Origin of the sequence: Actinoallomurus sp. CA-142502 (assembly GCF_050936355.1) — a bacterium.
Lineage (GTDB): Bacteria > Actinomycetota > Actinomycetes > Streptosporangiales > Streptosporangiaceae > Actinoallomurus > Actinoallomurus iriomotensis.
The window spans coordinates 7,006,088-7,031,612 of record NZ_JBNJMY010000001.1 but is presented as its reverse complement, the minus strand read 5'-3'; the positions used below and the strand labels follow the sequence as shown (position 1 = coordinate 7,031,612).

Annotated in this window: 21 protein-coding genes; 6 read left to right on the top strand and 15 right to left on the bottom strand. The window is 71.6% G+C overall.

Annotation, left to right across the window (positions count from 1 at the left end; genetic code table 11):
- Positions 1-22: 22 nt before the first annotated feature.
- Genes ACQEV1_RS33150 through ACQEV1_RS33115 form a run of 8 tightly spaced genes read right to left on the bottom strand, consistent with a single transcriptional unit; the run spans position 23 to position 12,229 of the window.
- Positions 23-2,089 carry a beta-galactosidase gene (locus tag ACQEV1_RS33150; RefSeq protein WP_433398869.1) on the bottom strand — a complete coding sequence of 689 codons (2,067 nt, stop codon included), beginning with the start codon at positions 2,087-2,089 and terminating at the stop codon, positions 23-25.
- Complete coding sequence (locus ACQEV1_RS33145; RefSeq protein ID WP_433398866.1) at positions 2,086-3,885, bottom strand: exo-alpha-sialidase; 1,800 nt, start codon at positions 3,883-3,885, stop codon at positions 2,086-2,088. The genes ACQEV1_RS33150 and ACQEV1_RS33145 overlap by 4 nt, the downstream gene beginning before the upstream one ends.
- A gap of 12 nt (positions 3,886-3,897) precedes the next feature.
- Positions 3,898-5,697, bottom strand: coding sequence for an exo-alpha-sialidase (locus ACQEV1_RS33140; RefSeq protein WP_433398863.1), 1,800 nt, complete (start codon positions 5,695-5,697; stop codon positions 3,898-3,900).
- 12 nt (positions 5,698-5,709) lie between these two features.
- Positions 5,710-6,642, bottom strand: coding sequence for a dihydrodipicolinate synthase family protein (locus tag ACQEV1_RS33135; RefSeq protein WP_433398860.1), 933 nt, complete (start codon positions 6,640-6,642; stop codon positions 5,710-5,712).
- Complete coding sequence (locus ACQEV1_RS33130) at positions 6,639-7,658, bottom strand: oligopeptide/dipeptide ABC transporter ATP-binding protein (protein ID WP_285623467.1); 1,020 nt, start codon at positions 7,656-7,658, stop codon at positions 6,639-6,641. The genes ACQEV1_RS33135 and ACQEV1_RS33130 overlap by 4 nt, the downstream gene beginning before the upstream one ends.
- Complete coding sequence (locus ACQEV1_RS33125) at positions 7,655-9,622, bottom strand: dipeptide/oligopeptide/nickel ABC transporter permease/ATP-binding protein (RefSeq protein ID WP_433398857.1); 1,968 nt, start codon at positions 9,620-9,622, stop codon at positions 7,655-7,657. The genes ACQEV1_RS33130 and ACQEV1_RS33125 overlap by 4 nt, the downstream gene beginning before the upstream one ends.
- Positions 9,622-10,581, bottom strand: a complete 960-nt coding sequence (locus ACQEV1_RS33120) for an ABC transporter permease (protein WP_285623463.1) — start codon at positions 10,579-10,581, stop codon at positions 9,622-9,624. The genes ACQEV1_RS33125 and ACQEV1_RS33120 overlap by 1 nt, the downstream gene beginning before the upstream one ends.
- 40 nt (positions 10,582-10,621) lie before the next feature.
- Complete coding sequence (locus ACQEV1_RS33115; RefSeq protein ID WP_433398854.1) at positions 10,622-12,229, bottom strand: ABC transporter substrate-binding protein; 1,608 nt, start codon at positions 12,227-12,229, stop codon at positions 10,622-10,624.
- A 143-nt stretch (positions 12,230-12,372) separates the two neighbouring features.
- On the opposite strand from ACQEV1_RS33115, the gene ACQEV1_RS33110 reads away from it, so the two are divergent.
- The gene (locus ACQEV1_RS33110; protein WP_285623459.1) at positions 12,373-13,140 is read left to right on the top strand and encodes a FadR/GntR family transcriptional regulator; all 768 of its coding nucleotides are present in this window, start codon (positions 12,373-12,375) and stop codon (positions 13,138-13,140) included.
- Positions 13,141-13,236: 96 nt separating this feature from the next.
- Here the strand turns inward: ACQEV1_RS33110 and ACQEV1_RS33105 are convergent, their stop codons facing one another.
- From ACQEV1_RS33105 to ACQEV1_RS33085, 5 genes are all read right to left on the bottom strand, one after another.
- A complete protein-coding gene (locus ACQEV1_RS33105; RefSeq protein WP_433398850.1) occupies positions 13,237-14,436 on the bottom strand; it encodes a sialidase family protein in 1,200 nt (399 codons plus the stop codon).
- A gap of 278 nt (positions 14,437-14,714) precedes the next feature.
- Entirely contained in the window at positions 14,715-15,560 is an 846-nt protein-coding gene (locus ACQEV1_RS33100) for a DUF72 domain-containing protein (protein ID WP_285623455.1), read from the bottom strand.
- A gap of 10 nt (positions 15,561-15,570) precedes the next feature.
- Positions 15,571-16,254: a GntR family transcriptional regulator gene (locus ACQEV1_RS33095; protein WP_285623453.1), complete on the bottom strand. Its 684-nt coding sequence runs from the start codon at positions 16,252-16,254 to the stop codon at positions 15,571-15,573.
- Entirely contained in the window at positions 16,251-17,039 is a 789-nt protein-coding gene (locus tag ACQEV1_RS33090; RefSeq protein WP_433398846.1) for a DUF1932 domain-containing protein, read from the bottom strand. The genes ACQEV1_RS33095 and ACQEV1_RS33090 overlap by 4 nt, the downstream gene beginning before the upstream one ends.
- Positions 17,036-17,962, bottom strand: a complete 927-nt coding sequence (locus tag ACQEV1_RS33085) for a DUF6282 family protein (protein ID WP_433398843.1) — start codon at positions 17,960-17,962, stop codon at positions 17,036-17,038. The genes ACQEV1_RS33090 and ACQEV1_RS33085 overlap by 4 nt, the downstream gene beginning before the upstream one ends.
- A gap of 250 nt (positions 17,963-18,212) precedes the next feature.
- Between ACQEV1_RS33085 and ACQEV1_RS33080 the strand changes: the two genes are divergently transcribed.
- From ACQEV1_RS33080 to ACQEV1_RS33065, 4 genes are read left to right on the top strand one after another with little or no spacing between them, the layout of a single operon-like run.
- Positions 18,213-19,574, top strand: coding sequence for an MFS transporter (locus ACQEV1_RS33080; protein WP_285623446.1), 1,362 nt, complete (start codon positions 18,213-18,215; stop codon positions 19,572-19,574).
- A 27-nt stretch (positions 19,575-19,601) separates the two neighbouring features.
- Positions 19,602-20,336, top strand: a complete 735-nt coding sequence (locus ACQEV1_RS33075; protein WP_433398840.1) for a PIG-L deacetylase family protein — start codon at positions 19,602-19,604, stop codon at positions 20,334-20,336.
- On the top strand, positions 20,333-21,034 hold the full coding sequence (locus ACQEV1_RS33070; protein WP_433398837.1) for a 4-carboxy-4-hydroxy-2-oxoadipate aldolase/oxaloacetate decarboxylase: 702 nt from the start codon (positions 20,333-20,335) through the stop codon (positions 21,032-21,034). The genes ACQEV1_RS33075 and ACQEV1_RS33070 overlap by 4 nt, the downstream gene beginning before the upstream one ends.
- Before the next feature lie 58 nt (positions 21,035-21,092).
- Entirely contained in the window at positions 21,093-21,695 is a 603-nt protein-coding gene (locus ACQEV1_RS33065; RefSeq protein ID WP_433398834.1) for a 3'-5' exonuclease, read from the top strand.
- An 8-nt stretch (positions 21,696-21,703) separates the two neighbouring features.
- Here the strand turns inward: ACQEV1_RS33065 and ACQEV1_RS33060 are convergent, their stop codons facing one another.
- On the bottom strand, positions 21,704-23,329 hold the full coding sequence (locus ACQEV1_RS33060) for a thiamine pyrophosphate-binding protein (protein WP_433398831.1): 1,626 nt from the start codon (positions 23,327-23,329) through the stop codon (positions 21,704-21,706).
- Positions 23,330-23,617: 288 nt separating this feature from the next.
- Positions 23,618-24,412, bottom strand: coding sequence for an SDR family oxidoreductase (locus ACQEV1_RS33055; protein WP_433398828.1), 795 nt, complete (start codon positions 24,410-24,412; stop codon positions 23,618-23,620).
- Between the two features lie 220 nt (positions 24,413-24,632).
- Between ACQEV1_RS33055 and ACQEV1_RS33050 the strand changes: the two genes are divergently transcribed.
- Positions 24,633-25,517 carry a helix-turn-helix transcriptional regulator gene (locus tag ACQEV1_RS33050; RefSeq protein WP_433398826.1) on the top strand — a complete coding sequence of 295 codons (885 nt, stop codon included), beginning with the start codon at positions 24,633-24,635 and terminating at the stop codon, positions 25,515-25,517.
- Positions 25,518-25,525 lie beyond the last annotated feature (8 nt).

The following is a 25,525-nucleotide window of genomic DNA, read 5'->3' as shown; positions in this document are numbered from 1 at the left end:
CGCGATCGGCGGGTCCGGACGGTCAGGCCGGGCGGAGCACCGCGACGCCGTTCGGCTCCAGGCGCAGCGAGGCGGTCGGCTCGGCGCCGGCCAGCACGTCGCGCATGGGCGCGGGCAGCGGTACGTCGGCGGCCGTGGCGCCGTGGTTGAGGACGATGTACCACCGGCCCTCCTCCGTCTCTCGCGCACGCGCCTGGACGCCGTCCGGCAGACCGGGCAGGACGGGTGCGACGCCGGCCGCCTCGCGGACACGGTCGAAGAGGCCGCGCATGGCCGCCGGGTCGGGGCGGGTGGCGAGGTACCACGCCTCACCCCGGCCGAAGCGGTGCCGCGTCACGGCCGGTTCGCCCGCGAGCGGTCCCGTGGTGAAGTGCGCGACCGCCTCGGCGCCCTCCAGCCGTACCTCCTCCGACCACACCGTGCCCGACCCGTCCGTCAGGCCCACCGACGCGTCCTCGGCCAGCGGGTGGAACTCCTCGACGGTCAGGCCCAGCATCGCGCGGAACGGGGCCGGGTAGCCGCCCAGGTGGACGCGGTCGTACGGGTCGACGATGCCGGAGAAGAACGACATGACCAGCGTGCCGCCCTCCTCGACGTACCGGGTCAGGGCGCGCGCGGCCTCATCGGAGGTCAGGTAGAGGTTCGGCACGACCACCAGCCGGTACGCCGACAGGTCGGCGTCCGCGCGTACGACGTCGCACGCCACGCCCGCGTCGAACAGCGGGCGGTGACACGACCACGCGGCGTCCAGGAAGCGCACGTCCGTGCTCGGGTGGGCCGGGCCCTCCAGCGCCCACCAGCTCGGCCAGTCCAGCACCATCGCCACGTCCGCGCGCGGCGACCGCGCGCCGGCCAGGTCACGGACGGCCCCCAGCTCCCGGCCCAGCGCGCTCACCTCGCCGAACAGCCGGGTCGACGGCCCGCCGTGGGGGACCATCGCCGAGTGGAACTTCTCGGCACCGCCCCGCGACTGCCGCCACTGGAAGAACATCACCGCGTCCGCGCCGTGCGCGACCGCCTGCCAGCTCCACAGGCGCATCGCGCCGCGCGGCTTGGCGGCGTTGCGCGGCCGCCAGTTGACCCCGCCCGGCGCCTGCTCCATCAGCAGCCACGGCTGTCCGCCGCGCAGGGAGCGCATCACGTCGTAGGAGAAGGCGACCTTCTGGGCGGCGTCGGCGTCGAGCGGGTCGGGGTAGGCGTCGTAGCCGATGACGTCCACGTGCGGCGCCCAGGTCCACTGGTCGACCGGCCGCAGCGACGGCGGGAAGTTGGTGGTCACCGGCACGTCCGGCGTGACGCGGCGCAGGACCTCCTTCTCCGCGAGGTAGCAGGCCAGCAGCTCGTCAGAGGTGAACCGGGCGTAGTCCAGCGCGTGCGCCGGATTGGCGAACGGCGCCGGCGAGCGCGGCGGCAGCACCTCCTCGAACGAGGAGTACCCCTGCGCCCAGAACCGCGTCGACCAGGCGTCGTTCAGCCCTTCGACGGAGCCGTACCGGTCCGCCAGCCAGCGCCGGAATGCCGCCGCGGACACGTCGCAGTGACACGGGATGACGTTGCCGTACTCGTTGTTCACGTGCCAGATCGCCAGCGCCGGATGATCGGCGTAGCGCGTGGCGACCTGCTCGGCCAGCCGCACCGCATGCGAACGGTAGACCGGGCTGGAGGGGCAGTAGTGCTGCCGTCCGCCCGGCGAGATGGTCGACCCGTCCGCCCGTACGGTGAGCATCTCGGGATGGCGTGTGGTGAGCCAGGGCGGCGGTGAGGCCGTCATGGTCGCCAGGCACGCGGCGACGCCGCCGCCCGCCAGCCGGTCCATGACGCGGTCGAGCCAGTCGAAGTCGTACTCCCCGGGCCGCGGCTCGACCGACGCCCACGAGAAGATGCCGACGCTGACGAGGGAGACCCCGGCCTCCTTCATCAGCCGCAGATCCTCCTCCTGCACCTCATCGGGCCACTGCTCGGGGTTGTAGTCGCCTCCGTAGGCGATCCCGACGCGCTCCCGCAGCGCATCCATACGGTCGTTCACGAGCCCTCGCGGAGGAGAGACCAGGGGTGCGTGTTCGTCGATTCGTTCGCTGCGCTCACTCATGCACCCTCGATCCGGTCGAGCGGCAGCGACAGCCGCAGGTCGCGGTGGGTCGTGGTGATCTGGTCGTCGGGGACGGCCCGTGCGAAGATCCGCACGTCGGCGATGGAGCCGTGGAAGCGCTGGACCCCGTCGAGGCGCTGGCCGACGTCGATGCCGTCGATGGCGAACTCCCGGCCCTCGGTCACCGAGCCGCCCGGGTCCGCGACCGAGGCCGACTGGCCGTCGACGCCGAGCGTCAGCGTCCCGCCGGAGCGCCGCAGCACGACGTCGTGCCACTGGCCGTCGTTGTACGGCTGCGTCGTGGTCACGGTGGCGGTGCCCGCGCCGGTCCCGACGGTGCCGATGAGCCGCTTGTTCGCCGGTTCGGCCCGGAGCCAGATCTGCGGCGCGCCGCTGCCGACGCGGTACGCCCACAGGATCGAGTGGGTCCCGCCGGTGTCCGTGTAGCGGATCCGCGCCGACCAGGTGAAGTCACCGGCGCCGAGGTCGAGGGAGCGGTTCCAGGGCACCTGGACGTAGTCGTCGACGCCGTCGAACTCGCTCGGCGACGTCATCCCGCCGCGGACGTACCCGTCGTTGCGGTGCCCGGACAGGTCGGGCGTCGTGGGGCCGGGAGCGGGCGGCTTGGGCAGGCCCGGGGGAGTGCCGTTCGGCGTCGCCAGGTACGCCTCGTTGAACCGCGCGAACCGGATCCCCTCGTACGGGCTCGCGTCGCCGGCCTCGTACGTCAGGCCGATCTCGCCCCCGCCGAGGTCGACGAGGTCGGAGTAGGCGGCGGGACCCCAGTGGACGACCTTGCCGACTGATCCGAAGTTCCGTCCGTCGTCGGAGGAGGACCGGATGGCCATGACCTCGCGGGTGACCGGATGGGCCTCGTCGGACAGCAGGACCTTCTTGCCGACCTTCAGGACCGAGCCCTGCGACTTCGGCGCCGACACCTTCGGTGTCGGGGTGAACGGCCGGTCGAAGGTCAGCCCGCCGTCGCTGCTGGTCGCGATGTCGCGGTTGCCCGGCTCGGTGCCAGTGTTGTCGCGCGCGTTGGCGTAGATCCGGCCGTTGCCGAGCTCGGTGATGCTGAGCTCCTGCGGCGTGATGTCGTTGGTCGTACGGGTGTCGTCGGCGCCGATCTTCCAGGTGGTGCCGCCGTCGTCGCTGTAGAGCAGGTGGCCGCCCTGCGGTCCGCCCTTGAGCGCCCCGCCGTCGCCCTCGTGGCTCGCGCCGACGACCAGCCGCCCCTTGTGCGGCCCGCTGGACAGCTGGATGCCGTGACCGGGCCCGGTGGCGTACCAGGAGTTCCAGGCGGGCTTGGTGACCTCGCCGGTGATGTCCCGCGCGGTGGACCAGGTGGCGCCGTCGTCGTCGCTGTACTGCGTGAACTCGCGCCGCTCAGTCTGGTCGGCGGCGGGGTTGTAGCTGGTCATCAGGACGATCCGGCCGGTACGGCGGTCCACGACCGGCACCGGGTTGCCGTGCGTGTCGCCGTCGCCGGGCAGGACGACCTGGAGCGGTCCCCAGGTGCGGCCGCCGTCGGTCGAGCGCTTGAGCACCAGGTCGATGTCGCCGGAGTCACCGCAGCTGTTGACGCGCCCTTCGGCGAAGGCGAGCAGGGTGCCGTCGTTCGCGCGGATGACGGCCGGGATGCGGAAGCAGTAGTAGCCGTCGGTGTGCTGGGCGAAGATGACCTGTTCGGTGAACTCCGGCGCGGTCTTGGCCGCCGCGGCGCCGGCGGTCGCGATGGGGAGCACGGCGGTGACGAGCGCCGCGGCGGCGGTAAGGGGAAGACGGAAGTGGGGCACGAGGTCCTCCGGTCAGGAGCCGATCCGTTCGAGCGGCAGCCACAGCCGCAGATCGCGGTGGGTGGTGGCGATCTGGTCGTCGGGGACGGCGCGGGCGAAGACCCGCACGTCGGAGATGGAGCCGTGGAAGCGGTAGACGTTGTCGAGGCGCTGGCCGACGTCGATGCCGTCGATGGTGAACTGCTTGCCGAGGGTCGTCGATCCGCCGGGGTCGGCGACCGAGGTGGCCTGGCCGTCGACGCTGATGGTGAGCTTCCCGTCCGCGCGGCGCAGGACGACGTCGTGCCACTGCCCGTCGTTGTAGGCCTTCGTCGTGTCGGCCACGACCTGGCCGTTCTCGGTCGTGATCACGCCGCGGATGTGGTTGCTCGCGGGCTCGGCCCGCAGCCAGATCTCCGGCGCACCGCTGCCCACCCGGTAAGCCCACAGGATCGTGTGGGTCCCGGTGGTGTCGCTGTAGCGGAACCGGGCCGACCAGGTGAAGTCGCCGGCGCCCAGGTCCAACGACTTGTCCCAGGGCACCTGGATGTAGTCGTTGACGCCGTCGAACTCACTCGGCGACGTCATTCCGCCGCGGACGTATCCGTCGTTCTTGTATACGGACTGGTCTGGCGTTGTCGGGCCGGGCTCGGGTGGCTTGGGCAGGCCCGGGGGAGTGCCGTTGGGGGTGGCGAGGTAGGCGGTGTTGAACCGGGCCCAGCGGATCTCCTCGTACGGTCCGGCCTGTCCGGCCTCGTACAGGAGGCCGAGTTGATCGCTTCCCAGGTCGACGAGGTCGGAGTAGGCGGAGGGGCCCCAGTTGATGACCTTGCCGATCTTCTGGAAGTTCTTGCCGTTGTCGGTCGAGCTGCGGATCGCCATGACCTCGCGGGTGACCGGGTGGTCCGGGACGGACAGGTAGATCTTCTTCCCGGCGCGCAGCACCGAGCCCTGCACCTTGGGGGCGTCGATCTTTGGCAGGGTGCGGAACGGGGCGTCGAAGGTAAGCCCGCCGTCGCTGCTGGTGGCGGTGTTCCGGTTGCCGGGGTCGGTGCCGGTGTTGTCCCGGGCGTTGACATAGATCCGCCCGTCGGCCAACTCGGTGGCGCTCAGCTCGCCGGGGCTGACGTCGTTGGTGGTGCGGGTGTCGTCGGCGCCGATCTTCCAGGTGAGGCCGCCGTCGTCGCTGTAGTTGAGGTGACCGCCCTGCGGCCCGCCCTTGAGCGCCCCACCGTCGCCCTCGTGGTTGGCCGGGACGATGAGACGTCCCTTGTGCGGGCCGTGCTGGAGCTGGACCGCGTGGCCGGGACCGGTGGCGTACCAGGAGTTCCACTGCGGCTTGACCAGCTCAGCGGTGAGGTCACGCGCGGCTGACCAGGTCGCGCCGTCGTCGTCGCTGGTCTGCACGAACGGGTGCCGGATGGTGTCGTCGTTCCCGGGGTTCCAGGTCGTCATGAGGACGACGCGCCCGGTCCGCCGGTCCACGACCGGGGCCGGGTTGCCGCGGGTGTCGCCGTTGCCGGGCAGGACGACCTGGAGCGGTCCCCAGGTGCGGCCGCCGTCGGTGGAGCGTTTGAGCACCAGGTCGATGTCGCCGGCGTCACCGCAGCTGTTGACGCGGCCCTCGGCGAAGGCGAGCAGGGTGCCGTCGTTCGCCCGCACGACGGCGGGGATGCGGAAGCAGTAGTAGCCGTCGGTGTGCTGGGCGAAGATGACCTGCTGGGAGAACTCCGGCGCGGTCTTGGCGGAGGCGGCGCCGGCGGTCGCCAGCGGCAGCGCGGCGGCGAGGAGCCCCACGGCCACCGCCCGTCTGGGGGATCTGAGATGGGCCACGGTGTCCTCCGGTCAGATGAGGGCGGCTTCGGAGAGGAATTCCTTGACCCGGGCGATGTCGTCCGCGTCGAGCGGGATCTGCGGCAGAGCGGTGGTCGGGTGCTCGATGACGCCGCGAAGGAACAGGGCGGCCTTGAACGCGCCCAGGGCGGAGGAGCTACGGCCCATGTGCGGGCCCCCGACGTTCACGAGGTGGAACAGCCGGAACAGGCGCTCCTGCTCGGTCCGCGCGGCCTCCCAGTCGCCGCGCGAGGCGGCCTGGTAGAGCCGGACGTAGCCGTGCGGGTCGACGTTGCCGAGGCCGGGGACCACGCCGTCCGCGCCCATCCACAGGGCCGAGTCGACGGTCAGCTCCGAGCCGGTCATCACCGCGAACGACGGCAGGTCGCGGTCGCGGCGGCGCAGGATCACCTCGCGCAGCCCGGCCTCGTCGCCGCTGGAGTCCTTCAGGCCGGCGAGCACGCCCTCGGCGGCGAGTTCCAGCAGCAGGTCCGCGGTCAGCTTGCTGTGCACCGAGATGGGCAGGTCGTAGGCGTACACCGGGACGCCGCCCGCCTGCGCCGCGATGGTGCGGAAGTGGATCGCGATCTCCGCCGGATGGGTGCGCGCGTAGAACGGCGCGGTCGCGACGATGCCGTCCACTCCGGCCTTGACCGCCACGCGCACGTGGTCGACCACCCGGGGCGCGGTCATGTCGATGGAGCCCGCGAGGACCGGCACCCGCCCCGCGACGTGGCCGAGCACGGTCTCCAGCACGATGCGGCGATGCTCGTCGGGCAGGAACGCGACCTCCGAGGTGGAGCCGAGGACGAACAGTCCGTTCACCCCGCCCTCCAGCAGGTGGTCCACCAGGCGCGTCAGCGAGGCGGTGTCGACCTCGCGGTCCGGGGTGAGAGGGGTGCACACCGGGGGGATGACGCCGGACAACGGGGCGGCGTGGGTCATGAACGCTCCTGTGCTTGGCTGATCAGTTCGCGGTCGGTGGCGCCGGAGAGCACCGGGTGGTAGCAGCGGAAGAGGCCGTCTCCGTCCTTCTCCGCGGGGGGCATCTCGGTGGCGCAGACGTCGTCGGCCTTCCAGCAGCGGGTGCGGAAGGGGCAGCCGCTCGGCGGCCGGGTCGCGGACGGGACCGGACCCACGAGAGGGATCGGGTCGATCGGGGACAGCAGGCCGGGCGTGGCCGAGAACAGCGCCCGCGTGTACGGGTGCCGGGCCGCGCCGGGCACCGCCGCGGCCGGGGTCTGCTCCACGATGCGGCCGAGGTACATCGTCACGACCCGGTCGCTCATCCGCCGCACCGTCTGGATGTCGTGGGAGACGAACACCATGGCGAGCCCGAACTGCTCCTTCAGGTCGCCCAGCAGGTTGAGGATCTGCGCGCGGACCGACACGTCGAGCGCGCTGGTCGGCTCGTCGGCGACCAGCAGCCGCGGCCGCAGCGCCAGCGCGCGGGCGATCGCGACCCGCTGCCGCTGCCCGCCGGACATCTGGCCGGGCAGCAGGTCCGCCGCGCCCGGGGGCAGGCCCACGAGGTCGAGCAGTTCGCGGACCCGCTCGTCGCGCTCGTCCGGGGTGCCGACGCGGTGGACGTCGAGCGGGTCGCGGAGCACCTGGCGGACCGGCAGTCTGCGGTTCAGCGCCGTGGCCGGGTCCTGGAAGATCATGCCGATGCTCGTCCCGATCGCGCCGCGGCGTTCGGCGCCCGGCATCGACCAGACGTCGCGTCCCTCGAAGTGGACCGTGCCCGAGGTCGGCCGCTGGAGCCCGATGAGGACTCTGGCCAGCGTGGACTTGCCACAGCCGGACTCGCCCACGATGCCGACGGTCTCGCCGGGCGCGACGGTCAGCTCGGCGCCGGTCAGCGCGTACACGCGGTCCCGGCTGAACAGGCCGCCCGAGCGCGCCTTGTGCACGACGTGGACGTCGGCCAGCTCGACGAGCGACTCTCCCGCCTGTGTCATGAGCCCTCCTTCGGAGCAGCGGAGGCGGACAGGGAGGTCGGGATGTCGACCGCGGGGTGGTGGCAGGCCACCGAGTGCTGGTCGTCCCGGCCCGCGAGGCGTGGCGTCTCCGTACGGCAGACCTCGGTGGCGGCGGGGCACCGGTCGGCGAACCGGCAGCCGCTGGGGAAGTTCGCGGGGGAGGGCACCACGCCGTGGATCTGGGTGAGGCGGTCGGCGCCGGCCTCCATGGAGAGCACCGAGCCCAGCAGCCCGCGGGCGTAGTGGTGCGCGGGCGCGCCGACCAGCGCGGACGTCACCCCGATCTCGGCGATCTGCCCGCCGTACATCACCGCGACCCGGTCGGTCACGTCGGCGACCAGGGCCAGGTCGTGCGAGACGAGGATGAGCGCGAAGTCCAGCTCCGCCCGCAGGCGCAGCAGCAGCTCGATCACCTGAGCCTGGACGGTCACGTCGAGTGCCGTCGTGGGCTCGTCGGCGATGATGAGCTTGGGGTCGCGGGAGAGGGCCATCGCGATGAGCACCCGCTGCCGCTGGCCGCCGGACAGCTCGTGCGGGTACGACGAGAGCGTGCGCGCGGGGTCGAGCCCGACCAGCTCCAGCAGCTCGGCGGGGCTGCGTTTGCCTCCTCGCCGGACGACCTGCTTGAGCTGGGCCTTGATGGTCATCGCGGGGTTCAGCGACGACAGCGCGTCCTGGTAGATCATCGCCATCTCGTGGCCGAGCAGGCGTCGCCGCGCCGACCGGGGCAGCTCCAGCAGGTCCTTGCCGTCGAAGCGGATCTGGCCGCCGACGCGGGCGCCGGCGGGTTCCAGGCCCATGATCGTCAAGGCGGTCAGCGACTTGCCGCAGCCGGACTCGCCGACCAGGCCGAGCACCTCGCCCGGCCGTACGTCGAAGCCGATGCCGTCGACGACGTTCACGCCGTTGTGGCGATCTTCGAAGGCGATGGTGAGGTTCTCCACGCTGAGGACCGGCCGGCCCTCCGGCAGGGGCCGGGCTCGCTGGGCCAGGCGGCGTGCGGCCTCGGTCAGGCCGGTCAGTGCCGCCTGCTCGGCCGCCGGCGCGGCGACCGGCGACCGGTCCGCCGGCGTGCCGGGTGTGTCCGAGCGCCGCTCGGCCGGCGCCGCCCAGGCGTCGGAGACGCCCTCGGCCAGGACGTTCAGCGCGAGCACCGTGACGAGGATCAGCAGGCCGGGGAAGACGGTGGCCCACCATCCGCCGAGCAGCACCATGTTCCGGCCGTCGGCGATGACACTGCCCCAGGAGGGGTTGGGCGGGCGCACGCCCGCGCCGATGAACGACAGAGACGCCTCGAAGACGATCGTGTCGGCCACCATCACCGTGCAGAACACCAGCACCGGGGCCGCGCAGTTGATCGCGATGTGCCGGAGCAGGATGTGCGGGGCGCGGGCGCCGATGACCCGCTCGGCCGCGACGTAGTCCTCGCCGTACTGGGCCAGGACGTTCGCCCGCACCACCCGCGCCACCGGCGGCATGTAGAGGAAGGCGATGGCCAGCACCAGCACCAGGATGCTGCCGCCGAAGACCGCGACCAGCACGGCGGCGAGGGCGATGCCCGGGAACGCCATGATGACGTCCAGCGTGCGCATGATCGCCTCGTCGACGGACCGGCGGGAGGTCGCGGCGACGGCGCCGATCAGCGCGCCGCAGACCAGCGCGATCGCGGTGGAGCCGAGGCCGATCACCAGCGACCAGCGCGCGCCGTACAGCAGCCGCGAGAGGATGTCGCGGTTGGCGCTGTCCAGGCCCATCCAGTGCGAGGCGCTCGGCCCGCCGCCCGTGGCCTCCTGGACGTACGGTGAGTGCGGCGCGAGCACCGGGGCGAAGATCGCGGCGATGGCGACGACCACCACCACGCCCAGGGCGACCCAGGAGGCGGGGCCCAGCCGCCGGAAGCCGATGCCCGCTCGCGACAGTCTTCTGGCCAGTCCGCTGCGCATCAGCCGGCGCTCCTCAGTCGGGGGTTCACCAGGAGATAGAGAACGTCGATGATGAGGTTGACCACGACGAAGCCGGTCGCGATCGTCAGCACGACGCCCTGGACCACCGCGGGGTCGCCGTTGCGCACCCCCGTGATCATGAGCTGGCCCATGCCGGGCAGCGCGAAGATCGTCTCGATGACGACCGCCCCGCCGAGCAGGTAACCGACCCGCAGGCCGAGCACGGTCAGCGGGTTGATCAGCGCGTTGCGCAGCACGTTGCGGCCCACCACGACGATCGGCGGCAGACCGCTGCCGATCGCGGTCCGCACGTAGTCCTTGTCGAGTTCCTCGACCATCGACGTGCGGATGATCCGGGTGAGGTAGGCCGCGACGGGCAGCGACAGCGCCAGCGCCGGCATGGTCAGCGACCGCAGCCAGCCGCTGACGGAGTCCGCCGGATTGATGTAGCCGCTGGTCGGGAACCAGCCGCGGTCCACCGCCAGGTACTGGATCATCAGCAGCGCCAGCCAGAACGCCGGCGCGGCGACGCCGATCAGCGACACCAGCCGGATCAGCTGGTCCGGCCACCGGTCCCGGAAGATCGCCGCGATGACACCGAAGATCACTGCCAGCACGATCGCGATCACCACGCCGAACAGCGTCAGCTGCAGTGTCAGCGGAAGCGCGGTCGCGATCGAACTGCTCACCGGCGCCTTGGTGAGCGCGCTCGTCCCCATGTCACCGCGGATGAGCTGGCCGACGAACCGCACGTACCGCACCGGCAGCGGATCGAGCAGGCCGTTGTCCACCTGGAACTGGTGAATCTGCGCCGGGGTGGGATTGGAGCCTTCAAAATACGCGTACTCCGGTTTGTTGTCGGAGAACCGCATGATGATGAAGACGAACAGAACGACGCCCAGCAGCAGGGGAATCAGGATGAGGACGCGGCGCACCAGCATTCTGGCGATCGCTGCCACGGATGCCTCCTGGGAGATCGGGTCGGGGTGCGGCGGACGGTCAGAGGCGTTTCGCCTGCAGCAGGGTGACCCCGGGGTAGGCCTGGGCGCGCACGCCGGTGAGCTTCTTGGGGTTCCACGCGGTCATCAGCTCGGTGTGCAGGACCGGGTAGAGCACCGCCTGCTCGGCGATGACGTCGATGTACTGGTGTACGAGCGCCAGCTTCTTCTGCTTGTCCGGCTCCTGGGTGGCCTTGTCCATCAGCGCGAAGAGCGACTTGGCGTCAGAGCTCTTGTCCCACTTGGTGTACTTCATCCAGGTGCCGCCGGACGTGTAGTTGTACCGGAGGATCAGGTCGGCGTCGAGGCCGAACTGGTTGGGGTTCGAGGCCGCCGCGACCACCTGGTACGACTGCGACTGGTCCATCTTGGTGAACAGCGCGCTGGTGTCCTGCGGCTCCAGCGAGGTCTTCACGCCGATCGCGTTCCAGGAGTTGGCGATCGTCGGCAGGCAGTCGGCCACCCAGCTCACGTTGACCGCCATCAGGTTGACCGACAGGTTCTTGACGCCCGCGGCCGCGAGGAGCGACTTGGCCTTGTCCGGGTTGTAGTCGTAGACCGTCTTGGCCCGCGTGTACGCCGGGTTCTCCTGGTTGAGGAAGCTGCTCGCCGGGGTGCCGTGCCCCTTCAGCGCCACTTCGATCATCTTCTTGGTGTCGATCGCGTAGAACAGCGCCTGGCGGACCCGCACGTCGTCGAACGGCTTCTGGGCCGTGTTGAACATCAGGAACATGTGGTTCATGCCCTTGCCGCCGTCGACGGTCAGCCCCTGCTTGCGCAGCTGGTCGATGTTGGCGTACGGCACGTTGTCGGCGATCTGCGCCTCCGCGCTGCCACCGGAGATCTTCGCCACGCGGGCGGAGGCGTCCACGATGGACAGCCAGTTCATCTTCTTGATCGCCGGCTTGCGCGGGCCGTTGTAGGCGGGGTAGGCCTCGAACGCGGTGTTGGACTTGGGGTTGTGCGCGGTCATCTTGTACGGGCCCGAACCCACGGCCTTGCCGTTCTTGGCCGCGTCCCAGCCGCCCGGCGCGCCGAACACGTGCTTCGGCATGATCTTGGCGATGGTCAGGCGGGGGAGCGCGTCCGGGAACGGGAACTTGAAGACGAGCTCGACGGTGGTGTCGTCGACCTTGCGGACCTCTTTGAGCCAGGTGTTGAAGAACGAGGACGCCAGCGTCGACGGGTCCATGACGCGGTCGAAGGTGAACAGGACGTCGTCCACGGTGACCGGCTTGCCGTCGTGCCACGTCGCCCCCTGACGCAGCTGGAACTTCCACGACGTCGCCGAGGTGTCGGACGGCAGGGCGGTGGCGAGCGCGGGGTACGGCGCGCGGGTGATCGGGTCGGTGTCGACCAGGCCCTCGTAGATGTGGTTGATGCCGGCCATGGCGAAGGCCGACGCCGTCATGCTCGGGTCCCAGGTCTGGTCGTTGCCGTAGCCGATGACGACGGTGACGAGGTCCTTGTTGCCGCCGGAGCCGGCCGAACCGGTCGAGGCGGGGCCGCCGCACGCGGAGATCGTGGTGGAGATGGCGGCCGCGGCGCTCAACGTCCCGCTGTAACGCAGGAAGTCGCGGCGGCTGAAGGCGGATCGAGGGGCGCTCACGGTGTCTCCCGGTGTCGACGGTCAGGAAGGCGGCGGAAAATTTTGGGGGCAGATATGGGACGTCCCACGTCCTATCTCCTGTAGCGTTGGAGATTAGAAGTCGGTTCTGTGCCAAGTCAAGAGCAGATGATCAGGAGATTTCCGTGACGTTGCGCGACGGTCGTCGTCACCTCCCCGAGGCCGGCGGGCCGCCCCTCTCCCGGAGTCGCAGGCTCAGCCGCGCGATCGAGGTGCAGGAGGCGGTCAAAGAGATCATCGTTCGGCGCGGCCTGGCCGCCGGCGATCCGCTGCCGACCGAGTCCGAGCTCATGCAGGAGCTGGACATCGGGCGCAACTCTATCCGCGAGGCGCTGAAGGCTTTGCAGGCCGTCGGCATCGTGGACATCCGCCACGGCTTCGGCATGTTCGTCGGCGAGATGTCGCTGAACGGCCTGGTCGACGAGCTGGCCTTCCACAGCCGGATCTCCCCGCAGGACGAGCCGAACCACCTGGGCCACCTCACCGAGATCCGCGAGATCCTGGAGAACGGGCTCGCGTGGCGCCTGATCGACCGGCACGGCGGCGCCGACCTCGCCGAGACGCTGTCCCCGGTCCGCGAGGTGATCGAGCGGATGGAGCAGGAGTCGCTCGTCGGCGCGGTCGCGCCCGAGACCGACCGGCTCTTCCACGACCTGCTCTACCGGCCGCTGGGCAACCCGCTCGTGGGTCGCCTCCTCGGTGCCTTCTGGCAGGTCTACCACCAGCTCAGCGAGGAGCTGGGCACCCCGGACGAGACTCCGGAGCAGGTCGCCCGCAAGCACCGCGACATCTACGAGGCGGTCGTCGCTGAGGACCGCGAGGCGGTCACGGCGGCGATGAGCGCGCACTTCGCCGGCATCCGCACCCGGCTCGCCCGCCTGCGCAGCGGCTGACCTCACCAGGTCCGCCGGCACGAGTCGGGCCCGGGGCGCCTCGCCCCGGGCCCGACGGCTCTCCCGGGAACCCGTGAGGGTTCCCGGGGCGGCGGCTCAGGACAGGTCGCGCAGATCGATGCGGCGGAAGGTGATCGTCTCGTTGGCGCCCGTGTTGCCCGTCTCGTACAGCAGGCCGACGGTACGGGCGTCGACCTGGACGAGGTCGGAGTAGGACGCCGGCAGCTGCGAGAGCGTGAGCGCGGACTGCCATGTGACGCCGCCGTCGTGGCTCGCGCGCAGCGTCATGACCGCCCGCTTGGCCGGGTCGGCCGGGCCGGAGAAGAGCAGCGGCGCCTTGGGACCGAGCGCCTGCAGCACGCTGCCCTCGACGACGGGTCCGACGAGGGCCGGCTGCGGCTGGAACGGTCGGCGCAGCGTACGGCCGCCGTCCAGGCTGTAGGCGTCGGCGCGGTTCCCGGCCGCGGTGCCGTTCTGGTCGCGCGTGTTGAAGTAGACGCGCCCGTCCGGCAGTTCGGTGGCGGTGGTCTCGTTGACGTTCACCTCGCCGTCGGTGTTGTCGTCGACGTACCCGATGTGCCAGGTCCGGCCGTTGTCGTCGCTGTACAGGTCGTGCCCGCCGTAGTACTTCGCCTCCGAGCCGAGGTCGGTGGAGCCCGTCGGCGGCGCGATGGAGTGGTTCGCCGGGACGACGAGCCGGCCGCGGTGCGGGCCGTGGGTGAGCAGCGTCGCGTGCCCGGGGCCGGTGGCGTACCAGCGCCAGTTCGGGAGCTTGGCGGACGCGGTGATCTCGCGTGGCGCGGTCCAGGTGGCCCCGTCGTCGTCGCTGTACTGCGTGAACACGCGCCTGCCGTCCTCGGCCGGCACCTGGCCGCGCAGGATCTGCGTCTCGGTGGCGGTGCCCGCGTTGTACGTGGTCAGCAGCACGATGCGGCCGCTCGCGGTGACGACGGGCGCGGGGTTGCCGGAGGTGTTGGGGCCGCTGTCCTGCACGACCCGCAGCGGTTGCCAGGTGCAGCCCCCGTCGGTCGAGCGCTTCACGACCGTGTCGATGTTCCCCGCGTCGCCGAGCCCGTCCGACCGGCCCTCGGCGAACGCCAGCAGGTCACCGGACTTCGTGGTGATGACCGCCGGGATGCGGAACGCGCTGTACCCCTCGGTTCCGGCCGTGTACGGAACGGACACCTCGCATCCGCGCGGTGCCGCCTGAGCCGGTGTCACGCCGGCGGTCACGGCCGCGAGCAGGGCCGTGACTCCTGCGGCGGCCGCCGGGCCGCCGCGTTTGTGCAGACGCATCAGTTTCCCCAATCTGGACATAGGACGTCCTATGTCCCGGGAAAGCTAACGGTGCCCGCGGAGAGCGTCAAGACCGCGCCGGCCCTCGACGCGATGTTCCGCGGGAAGGCCGTCGTCGCGGGGCCCGGCCATCCGGTGGACACGGCGTTCGCCCAGGATCTGCTCCGGGAACATTCGACGTACTACGTCCCGTACCTGCGAGCGGACGAACTGCGTGAAGCACTGCGGACGGGAGGTCCGGGGCTCACCGGCAATGAGCGAGTGACCCGGCCGTACGGTCAGAACAGGCTCAGCGGCTCGATCGGCGCGGGCTCGGGCAGCGGCTCGAGTTCCGGCACGCGCGCGCGTACCTCGTCGTGGAAACGGCGGGCGAGTTCGGGTGCGTCGGCGTTGTCGGGGGTGTGCACGAACACGGTGGGGGAGCGGCCCTCGCGCAGCCAGCCGGCGACCGTGCCGACCCACTCCTGCCAGCCCTCGACCGTGCGCTCGGTGGCGTCGCGGCCGAGGTAGCGGACGATCGGGCGGTCGGTGAGCGCCGTCGTCCTGCGTGGCACACGTGGCTTCTTCAGCCACGCGTCGCGTTCGGCGTCGCTGGTCGGCGGGCTCTCGAACAGCGTGACGGTGTCGAACGGCACCCACTCGGCGCCGGGACCGGCGAGCGCCCGCTCCAGAAGCCGGGCCGCCCGTGCGTCCTCGAAGAACGCCGGGTGGCGGACCTCGACCGCGGAGCGGTACGTGCGCGGCAGGCGGCGCAGGAAGCCGGCCAGGACACCGGCGTCACCCGGCGCGAACGACTTGGGCAGCTGCACCCACAGGGCGTGGATCCGCGGCCCGAGCGGCTCGATCGCGGTCAGGAAGGCTCGCAGCTCCTGCTCGACGTCCCCGAGGCGGCGCTCGTGCGTGATCGTCTTGGGCAGCTTGACCACGAAGCGGAAGCCGGGATCGGTCTGCTCCGCCCAGGTCCGTACGGTCTCCCGCGCCGGCGTCGCGTAGAAGGTCGTGTTGCCCTCCACCGCGTTGCACCAGCTCGCGTACGACCGCAGCCGTTCCCGTGAGGAGGCGGGCACGAACCGCCCCTGCCACGACGTGTGCGTCCACATCGCGCATCCCACATGAAGCCGCATGCGAAAGACGCTAGTGCACGGCCGAGGCGAGGGCGTCGATGACGCTGAGCAGGTGGCGGCGGGCGGCGCGTTCGGCCGCCTCCGGGGCGCGGGCGCAGATCTCGTCGATGATGGCGAGGTGCTCGGCCAGCGAGACGTGCGGCCGTCCGGGGATGAGGGAGAGCCGGAACTGGTGGCGGACGTTCTGCGCGCGGAGCCGCTCCAGCACCCCGGCGGCGGTCGACTGGCCGCTGATCTGCCGGATCCGCCCGTGGAGCCGCTGGTTGAGCTCGGAGTAGCGCATGACGTCGCCCGCCGACACGGCCGCGCGCATCGCCGAGCCGAGCGCGCGCAGCTCGGTGGCCTGCTCGTCAGTGATGCGCTCGGCGGCCTTGGCCGCGCACAGCCCCTCGACCACCATGCGGACCTCGGAGATCTCGATGGCCTCCTCCAGCGTGACCGCGCGGACGCGCGCGCCGCGGTTCTGGACGCGCTCGACGACGCCCTCGTTGGCCAGCTCGAACAGCGCCGCGCGCACGCTTCCGCGGCTCGCGCCGAACCGCGCGGACAGGTCCGCCTCGACGAGGCGCTGGCCCGGCCCGAACTCGCCGGTGAGGATCGCTTCGCGGATCGCCCCGAGCACGCCGTCGCTCCCGGCGCCGCCCGTCAGGGGAGCCGGGCGCCCCTCGGCGGGCACGCGCGGTGTCGTGGTCACCGGTCCGGCGCCGGCTCTCCGGCGAGCTGGTCGAGCCAGGCGCGGCTCGCGTCGCTGATCCGCGCCGGCACGTCCAGCTCGCCGAGCAGCTGCGACGCGGCGCGCATCTCCTCGGCCCGGCGTACCGCGTGCCGGTGGCTGCCCGTCTCCAGCCGTTCGGCGAACTTCTCGTCGGCGGAGGCGAGCTCCTCGGCGATGTGCCGCCGCAGCCAGTCGTCCAGCCCGGCCTCGCGGGCGGCGTGCAGCGCCTCGACCACGGCCGCGGCCATGCCCTTGAAGAACACGCTGCGCAGCAGCTTCCGGGTGGCCGCCTCCCCGGCGGGACCGTCGAGCGTGGTGACGCGCGCGCCGACCGGGCCCAGCAGCTCGGCGTACGCGCGGGCGGCCGGGCCGGACACCAGCATGGGCGTGAACAGTCCCTTGCCCGGCACGGGCGCCATGAGCGACACGTCGGCGAACGCGACCCCGGCCCCGGCGGCCACCTCGCCGAGCCGGCGCTTGAGCGCGGGCGCGGCGGTGTTCAGGTCCGCCCACACGGCGCCCTCGCCCACTCCGGCCAGGCCCGCCCGCAGCGCGTCCTCGGCGGCCTTCGCGCTGTTCACACTGAGGACCAGGTCGGCGCCGCGCGCCGCGTCGGCCTCGTCCGTACAGGAGATCAGGCCGTCCGCGGGCAGCGGCAGCGGGTCGTAGGCGCGCACGCGGACGCCCGCGGCGGCCAGGTCCCGGGCGATCGCGCCGCCGGCCTCGCCGAGGCCCAGCACGGCGACGCACCCCGCGGCCGTCATCGGGTGTCCTCGCCCGCGACCCGGCGGCTGTTGGCGACCGCCATGGTCTGGATCTCCTCCTCGGAGAACCCGTCCTCCAGCAGCGTGTCGGCCATGATCGCCAGGCCGTCCTCGACCGGCGGGTTGAACGGCTGCCCCAGGTCGCTGGAGAGCACCGAGTGCTCCGGCCCGACGGCCCGGATGTTGTCGAGCAGCCGCCGCCAGGTGACCTTGCCGGTGTGTGCGGTGGTGAAGCAGCGTTCGAGGAGGGCGCCGCGTTCGGCGAGGCGGCGTTGCACGTCCACGGGGAGACGCTGCGAGGTGAACTCCGGGTGCGTCACGACGACACAGCGTACGCCCGCGTCGAAGGCGGCGTCGGCGACGGCGACGATCTCCGCCGCGTTGAGGTGCCCGGTGGCGAGGGTCATGCCGTGCTTGGCGATGACGGTCAGGACGTCGCGTACCGCCCCGGTGACCGCGCCGTCGGCGTCGACCACGTCGACGGCGGGCGGCTCGATGCCGGCGGACCGCAGGTCGTCCTGCAGAGCGGCCCACATCGGCGGCTTGGCGCCCGCCGGGTCCTTCGCCCGGCTGTCCCGCTGGTTGCGGCTGTCCACGGTCGGCATCCACACGACGCGTGTGTCCAGGCGGCCGGCGATCTCCACCGCCGACGGGTTGAGGCCGCCCACCGAGCCGTTCAGCGTGATGGCGCCCAGGACGCGGACGCCGGGCACCACCTTGCGGACGACCTGGGCCCGCTCCGCGGTGGGCACGTAGTGGGACTTGAGCACGAAGCCCGCCATCCCCACGTCGGCGAACCGCCGTGCGAGGTCGACGTCGTCGATCCGGCGCTCCATCACGTCCGGGGCGACGTGGATGTGCGTGTCGTACGCGCCTTCGACGAGGGCGCGCGCTCGCGAGGACGGGGGCGAGGCGTTGGTCATGTTCGTCTCCGGATGTACGGCAATAATGTTGACAATCTAGCCTCACTGGGGCCGGACCTGCAATGCCGGTACCGTGAGGGCCGCGCCCGTACGGTGCGAGAACGTGCAGCTAGATCAGCCTGAAGGGAAGGAAGGTCTGCGGTGGACCCTTGACAGTCGCGGTCCGTCGTCCCACGATTGGCCACACGATTGTCAACAATTGGAGCTCGCTTGCTCGCCTGCTCGGCACGGGCTCCGGACTTGGTGCTTCATGACCTCGACCCCGCCCGCCCCCGCCCCCGCCCCCGACGCCGCCCAGCGAAGAGCCGCCGTGATCGGCGGAGCGTTCGGCTTCTTCGTCGACATGTTCGACGTCTACCTGCCGACCATCGCGCTCGCGCCCGCCCTGTCCTACTTCGTGCCGGCCTCGGTTCCCTCCGGGACCAAGGCGATCATCACCGCCGGCGTCTTCGTCTCCACGCTGATCGGCCGCCCGCTCGGCTCGCTCATCTTCGGCCGGCTCGCCGACCGCGTCGGCCGCCGCCGGGTGACGCTGCTGTCGGTGGCGGGCTGCGCCGTCACCACCGGGATCATCGCCGCCCTGCCCGGCCACGCGCAGATCGGCCTGTGGGCCGTCGCCGCGATGATCCTGCTGCGCTTCGTCGACGGCGTCTTCCTCGGCGGCGAGTACACCGGCGCCATCCCTCTCGCCATGGAGATCGCCCCGCGAGGCCGCCGCGGTCTGTACGGAAGCCTGGTCAGCATCGGGTTCCCGCTGTCGTACTGCGCGATCTCGCTGCTCAGCTTCCTGATGCTGCACCTCGCCCCGGCGGGCGGCCCCCACTCGGCCTACGCCGTGTGGGGCTGGCGGATCCCCTTCGTCGCCGGTGCCCTCCTCGGCGTGGTCTTCCTCTTCTACTACTCGCGTACGGTGCGCGAGTCGGCGGTCTGGCTCGCCTCCGCCCGCGACAAGAAGCGCGAGAACCCGGTCAAGACCGTGCTGTTCGGCTCGGCGCGGCGCAGCTTCTGGCAGGTGTTCGTCCTCATGGCCGGCGTCTGGTTCGCCTCCAACATGGCCTCCGGGCTGCTCCCCGCGCTGCTCGGCTCCCAGACGACGCTGACCCCGACGCAGGTCACCGGCACGCTGGTGCTGGCCCAGTTTGTCCACACCCTCTGCTTCCCACTGATCGGCGCGCTGACGGACCGGATCGGGCGCCGCACGTTCTTCATCGCCTGCGGGGTGAGCGTCGGCGTCGTCTGCGCCGCAGCGTTCGCGTTCCTGGCCGCGGGCCCGTGGTCCGGCCTGCCGCTGGTGTTCGGCCTGACCCTGCTGATCCGGCTCAGCGGGGCCAGCATGTTCGCGGTGACGCCGTCCTACATCTGCGAACGGTTCCCGGCCGCGGTCCGCGGCAGCGGCTTCGGCATGGGCTACAGCCTTCCGCTGCTGGTGACGGCCGGTTACGCCTACTACCAGGACTGGCTGAAGCACCTCGTTCCCTACGCGTACACGCCCGTCGTGCTGCTCGTCCTGGGCGGGGCGCTGATCCTGACGGGCGCGTTGATCGGGCCCGAGACCCGGGACGTCGACTTCGACGCGAACGCCGAGCCGGCGGCCGCGCCGAGCGCCGTCTGAGATGCACACCGAGATGAAGGAGGATTCATGACCGAGCCGGAAGGCGCCCTGCTGGTGGTGAGCGCCCACGCGGGCGACTTCGTGTGGCGCGCCGCGGGCGCCATCGCGCTCGCCGCCGAACGCGGGCAGCGCGCCAAGGTGCTCTGCCTGACGTACGGCGAGCGGGGGGAGTCGGCCCGCGCCTGGCGCGAGGGCAAGTCGCTGGAGCAGATCAAGGCGCAGCGGCGCGAGGAGGCCGAGAACGCCGCCGCGGCCCTCGGCGCCGAGATCGAGTTCCTCGACGCCGGCGACTACCCGCTGCGCCAGACCGACGAACTGGTCGACCGCATCGTGCGGGTCTACCGCGAGGTCGACCCGACGGTCGTGCTCACCCACCCGCTGACCGACCCGTACAACGGCGACCATCCCGCCGCGGCCCGCATGGCCCTGGAGGCGCGGGTGCTGGCGCAGGCGATCGGCTACCCGGCGCCCGGCGAGCCGCTCGGCGCGCCACCCGTGTTCTTCTTCGAGCCGCACCAGCCGGAGATGTGCGACTTCAAGCCGCAGGTCCTGCTCGACATCACGAGCGTGTTCGAGCGCAAGCGCCGGGCGATGGAGTGCCTGCCGGCCCAGCAGCACATGTGGGACTACTACACCGACCTGGCCAAGCGGCGCGGCGTCCAGCTCAAGCGCAACGCCGGGCCGAACCTCGGTCTGCCCCACGACACGCGCGCCGAGGCGTACATGCGCCTGTACCCGCAGGTCACGAGGGAGCTTTCATGAGGAAGGTGGTCGTCACCGACATCGCGCGCACCGACCTGGCCCTGGTCGACGACCTCGCCGGGTACGGGGTCGCGACCGTGCACGAGGCCCTGGGCCGGATCGGGTACCTGGGCACGGGCCTGCGCCCGATCCAGCGCGGCACCCGGATCGCCGGAAACGCGGTGACCGCACTGTGCGCCCCCGGCGACAACCTGATGATCCACGCGGCGGTCGAGCAGTGCACGGCCGGCGATCTCCTCGTCGTCACGACCACGTCGCCGTGCACCGACGGGATGTTCGGCGAGCTGCTCGCCACGTCGCTGCGCTCCCGCGGCGTGCGGGGGCTGGTCATCGAGGCGGGCGTCCGCGACGTCGCCGAGCTGAACGCCATGGGCTTCCCCGTCTGGTCCGCCGCGGTGAGCGCCCAGGGCACGGTGAAGGCGACCGCCGGCGCGGTGAATGTGCCGGTCGTCGTGGGCGGCGGACTCGTCCGGCCGGGCGACGTCATCGTCGCCGACGACGACGGCGTCCTGTGCGTCCCGCGCGCGGACGCCACCGAGGGCGTACTGAAGGCGCGGGCGCGGATCGAGAAGGAGGAGGCGACCCGCGAGGCGCTGGCCGGCGGGCAGCTCGGCCTCGACCGCTACGACCTCCGGTCGCTGCTGCGGGAGCAGGGCGTGGAGTACCTCACCGCCGCCGAGTACGCGGAGGAGGAGTGACTCGGCGAGATGACTGGCGGCCCGGCATGAGCACCCGAGAGGATGACGGCTCGGCACGGTGATCGGAGGGACGCTGGTGGCCAAGCGTGAGGTGTACGTCTCTGTGGACGTCGAGGCCGACGGGCCGATTCCGGGGCCGTACTCCATGCTCAGCTTCGGGATGGCGGCGTGTGGGGCCTTCGACGGAGCCGGGTTCACCGCGGGCGATCCCGCCGAGCGGACGTTCTACGCGGAGCTGAGGCCGATCAGCGACGGCTTCGACCCGGAGGCGCTGGCGGTCAGCGGGCTGGACCGGGACCGGCTCGCCCGTGACGGCCTCGACCCGGCCGAGGCGATGAACGCCGCGTCCGCGTGGGTGAGCGAGGCCGCCGCGGGCGCGACGCCGGTCCTGGTCGCCTACCCGCTCGCCTATGACTGGATGTGGCTCTACTGGTACTTCGTGCGGTTCGCCCGCTCGGGCTCGCCGTTCGGCCACTCCCGCCATCTGGACGTCAAGACGCTGTACGCGGTGAAGGCCGGTGTCCCCGTCGCGCGTGCGACGAAGAGGCAGATGCCGCCCGAGCTGCTGTCCCGGCGCCCGCACACGCACAACGCCCTCGACGACGCGATCGAGCAGGCGGAGCTCTTCCAGAATCTGATGACCTGGCCGGGCGGGTCCTGAGCGGCCGTTCATTCGAACCATCGCGGCGACGTCGTCTTCGGGGGTGTGAGCGCGGCCCGCGCGACGACGAGCCGCGGCCCCGGGTCGGCGAGCGCCTCGGTGAGCGCGCGGGCGAGTGCCTCGCCGACCCCGTCGACGACGGCCGGCGGGACGCCGAACGCCTCGCCCAGACGTTCCCAGTCCGGGTTGCGCAGGTCGGTGCCGCGGATCTGGTCGCCGGCGACCTCCTGGTCATAGCGCAACATGCCGTACCCGCCGTCGTCGAGGACCAGGACGGTGACCGGCAGGCGGCGCTCGGCCAGCGTCATGAACTCTCCCAGGGCGAACATCAGGCCGCCGTCGCCCGCGATGACGAGTGCCGGCCGCCCGTCCGTGGCGGGTCCGATCGACGCGGGCAGGGCGTAGCCGAGCGTGCCCCAGCCGACCGGGTACTGCAGCAGGCGTCCGCCCGCGACCCGTCCGTAGCCGCCGTACCAGTAGCCGGGGATGGCCATGTCGCAGACGATCACTGTCTCGTCGCCGACCGCCGACTCCACGCTCGCGAGGAACCGCATCGCCTCGGCGGTGCGCGGGTCGGCGGCCAGTCGTCCGCGGACCGCCTCGCGCAGCGCCGCCGGCCGTGGGGCCGTCTCCCGCCGCTGGGGCTTCAGGACGCCGAGCAGCTCGGTCAGCACGGTGCGGACGTCGCCCAGCACGGCGACGTCCGGGGTGAGGTTCTTGGTGAGGTCCTCCTCGGCGCAGTTCACGGCGGCCAGCCGGCCGGGGAGGGGCATCCGCCAGTTCCTGGTCATCATCCCGTCGAAGTCGGTGCCCAGCGCGAGCAGCAGCCCGGCCGTGCCGATCAGCTCGGCCACCTCCGGCTCGTGCGGCGGCAGGCCGACGAGAAGGGGATGGCCGGCCGGGAGCACGCCGCGCGCCGCGTAGGTCGTCACGACCGGCGCGTCCAGGCGCTCGGCCAGGGCGAGCAGCTCCGCCTCGGCGCCCGACTGCACGACGCCTCCGCCGGCCCAGATCACGGTGCCGTCGCCGTCGTCGCCGAGCAGTGCCGCCAGGCGCTCCACCTGCGGCGGGGCGGGGGACAGGCGGGCGGGCGCGGGAACCTCGATCGGCCCGAGAGGCCGATCGAGCACGTCGGTCGGGATGTCGACGTAGACGGGGCCGCGGGGCCACGACAGTGCGGTCCGGATCGCGTCCGCGACCGCCGCGCCGGCCTCGTCCGCGGTCCGCGGCCGGTAGACGGCCTTGGCGAGCGGCGCGAAGATGCCGGCCTGGTCGCGCGACTCGTGCAGGAGGCCGCGTACGGTCCCGGGCCGGCGCAGCGCCGTGGACACCTCGCTGGCCACCAGGACGACCGGCGAGCCGGCCGCCGCCGCCTCGCCGAAGGCACCGGCGGCGTTCGCCGCGCCGGGGCCCGTCGTCGTCAGGGCGACGCCGAGCCCCCCGGTCGCCCGCGCCAGCCCGTCGGCCGCGTAGACCGCGGTCTGCTCGTGCCGCACGCCGACGATCTCGGGCGTGCCCGGCCCGGCGTCACGCCAGAACGCGAGGTTGTGCACCCCGGGCAGCCCGAACGCATGCCGTACGCCCGCCCGCTCGAACGCCTCGAGCACCCGGCGGGCGACCGATGTCTCCGTCACGGTGACTTCCTCTCCGGTCCGGACGCAGGCGGACCTGACAACCGCTTACTCGAACACAAACGGCCAGCTCACAGGGCTACTGTCTCTCGATGGGCGATTCGCCCAGGAGAGTCGGTGACAGCCACCCTAAATTGACGGCTGGGCGAATCAGCGACGGCCTTCGTTCCGACCTCGCTCGGTGGGACGCGTATTTCGGCCGACGGCCGAGGAGGCGACGCTGGCGATCATTTACCACGCCGAGCACGACGCCTACCAGTCCGTCGAATAGGTAAGGCCGCTTCAGGCGGCCTACGCGGTTGTGGCGATGCCGCCGTCGACGGGGATCACAGCGCCCGTTAGGTATGCGCCTGCCCGGCTGGCGAGAAACACGGCGACACCCGCCATGTCGTCGTCGCGGCCGATCCGGCGTAGTGGGGCCGACGCCGCGATCGCCTCGCCGAACTCATCGAGCGTCGCGGCCATCATCGTCGACGGGAACGGTCCCGGCGCCACGGCGTTCACTGTGACGTGCTGCGGTCCTAGTTCCTTGGCGAGCACTCTGGTGAGTTGATGCAGTGCGGCCTTGCTGCTGGAGTAGGAGTAGTTGGGCCGCTGGGGGATGTGGATGGCGGCGATGCTGCCGATGTTGATGACCCGCGCGGGGTCGTCGGCGGTGCCCGCCCTGCGAAGTGCGGGCAGCAATGCCTGGACCAGCCAGAACGGCGACTTCAGGTTGAGGTCGACGACTGTGTCCCAGGCCGCGTCCGGGAAGGTCGCCAGCGGCTCGTCCCACATGGCGCCCGCGTTGTTGACGAGGATGTCGAGACGTTCGGAGTCGGCGGTGACGAGGTCGGACAGTCGCCGGCACTCCTCGTGGCGGGACAGGTCGGCGGGGATGGCCCGCACCTCACCGAATTCGGACAGCTGCTCCTGCGCCTGAGCGCACGCTTCCGCGTTGCGTGAGCTGATGACCACGCGGCCGCCCGCCTGGAGAAGGCCACGCGCGATCATCATTCCGATGCCTCTGGTGCCACCGGTGACGAGCGCGCGCTTTCCACTCAGATCGAAAAGTTCTGCATGCGTTGTGAATTGGTTGTCCACCACTTGCGGTCCTTCCAGGTGTACGGGAGGGCTTGGCGGAGGACCAGCAGGTCGATGTGTTCGACGCCGAGCTTGCCGGCTGACTTCTCGAAGCTGTGCAGGGTCTCTCCGCCTTGCCGGGTCCCTCCCACGAAACCCGTATTCGTGCGTGGGTGGGAGTTCCTGCTCTTCCGGGTAACGGCAGTACCTCCCGGCACACCGCCGCACGACCTACGGTGGTGATGTGACCGACAGCGAGAGGCATGAGCGGGCCGGCGAGGTGCGGGAGTTCCTCAGTACTCGTCGCGCCCGCATCACGCCGCAGCAGGCAGGGCTGCCCGTCTTCGGTGGCAATCGACGTGTGACCGGGTTGCGCCGGGAGGAGGTGGCACTGCTGGCCGGGATGAGCATCGACTACTACATCCGCCTCGAGCGCGGGAACTTGAGCGGCGCCTCGGACTCGGTGCTGGACTCCTTGTCCCACGCACTTCGGCTCGACGATGCCGAGCGGGCCTACCTCTACGACCTGGCCCGCGCGGCCACGGCGTCCGAGCGCCGGCCACCCGCTGCGTCTGGGCGGATCCGACCGGTGATTCTGCGGATGCTCGACGCGATGACCGGCCTGCCGGCCTACATCCGCAACGGACGGTTCGACATCCTCGCCGCCAACTCTCTCGGCCGGGCTCTGTATGCCCCGGTCTACGATTCGCCGTTGTTCGCGAAGCGTGGTCCGGTCAACACCGCGCGGTTCCTGTTCCTCGATCCTGGTTCCGCCGATTTCTGGTCCGAGTGGGAGAAGGCCGCCAGCGACTCGGTCGCCTTCCTGCGCACCGAGACCGGCCGCTCGCCGCGAGACAAGGGCCTGACGGACCTGATCGGCGAGCTCTCCACGAAGAGCGACGAGTTCGCCCGGCGTTGGGCCAGGCACGACGTGAAGTTCCCCCGCTCCGGCGTGAAGCGACTCCACCACCCGCTCGTCGGGGACCTGGCCCTGCCCTACGAAGCCCTCGATCTGCCCGCTGACCCCGGGCTCTGTATCACCATCTACTCGCCCGCGCCCGACTCACCCGAACGCCAGGCACTCGATCTTCTGGCCAGTTGGACCGGCTCGACCGCACTTCAGCGCTGACAATCGTC

Bases quoted from the DNA above. Each gene is read 5' to 3' on its own strand.
- ACQEV1_RS33150 (WP_433398869.1), bottom strand. From the start codon at position 2,089: ATGAGTGAGCGCAGCGAACGAATCGACGAACACGCACCCCTGGTCTCT.
- ACQEV1_RS33135 (WP_433398860.1), bottom strand. From the start codon at position 6,642: ATGACCCACGCCGCCCCGTTGTCCGGCGTCATCCCCCCGGTGTGCACC.
- ACQEV1_RS33130 (WP_285623467.1), bottom strand. From the start codon at position 7,658: ATGACACAGGCGGGAGAGTCGCTCGTCGAGCTGGCCGACGTCCACGTC.
- ACQEV1_RS33125 (WP_433398857.1), bottom strand. From the start codon at position 9,622: ATGCGCAGCGGACTGGCCAGAAGACTGTCGCGAGCGGGCATCGGCTTC.
- ACQEV1_RS33105 (WP_433398850.1), bottom strand. From the start codon at position 14,436: ATGCGTCTGCACAAACGCGGCGGCCCGGCGGCCGCCGCAGGAGTCACG.
- ACQEV1_RS33100 (WP_285623455.1), bottom strand. From the start codon at position 15,560: ATGCGGCTTCATGTGGGATGCGCGATGTGGACGCACACGTCGTGGCAG.
- ACQEV1_RS33090 (WP_433398846.1), bottom strand. From the start codon at position 17,039: ATGACGGCCGCGGGGTGCGTCGCCGTGCTGGGCCTCGGCGAGGCCGGC.
- ACQEV1_RS33085 (WP_433398843.1), bottom strand. From the start codon at position 17,962: ATGACCAACGCCTCGCCCCCGTCCTCGCGAGCGCGCGCCCTCGTCGAA.
- ACQEV1_RS33080 (WP_285623446.1), top strand. From the start codon at position 18,213: ATGACCTCGACCCCGCCCGCCCCCGCCCCCGCCCCCGACGCCGCCCAG.
- ACQEV1_RS33075 (WP_433398840.1), top strand. From the start codon at position 19,602: ATGACCGAGCCGGAAGGCGCCCTGCTGGTGGTGAGCGCCCACGCGGGC.
- ACQEV1_RS33070 (WP_433398837.1), top strand. From the start codon at position 20,333: ATGAGGAAGGTGGTCGTCACCGACATCGCGCGCACCGACCTGGCCCTG.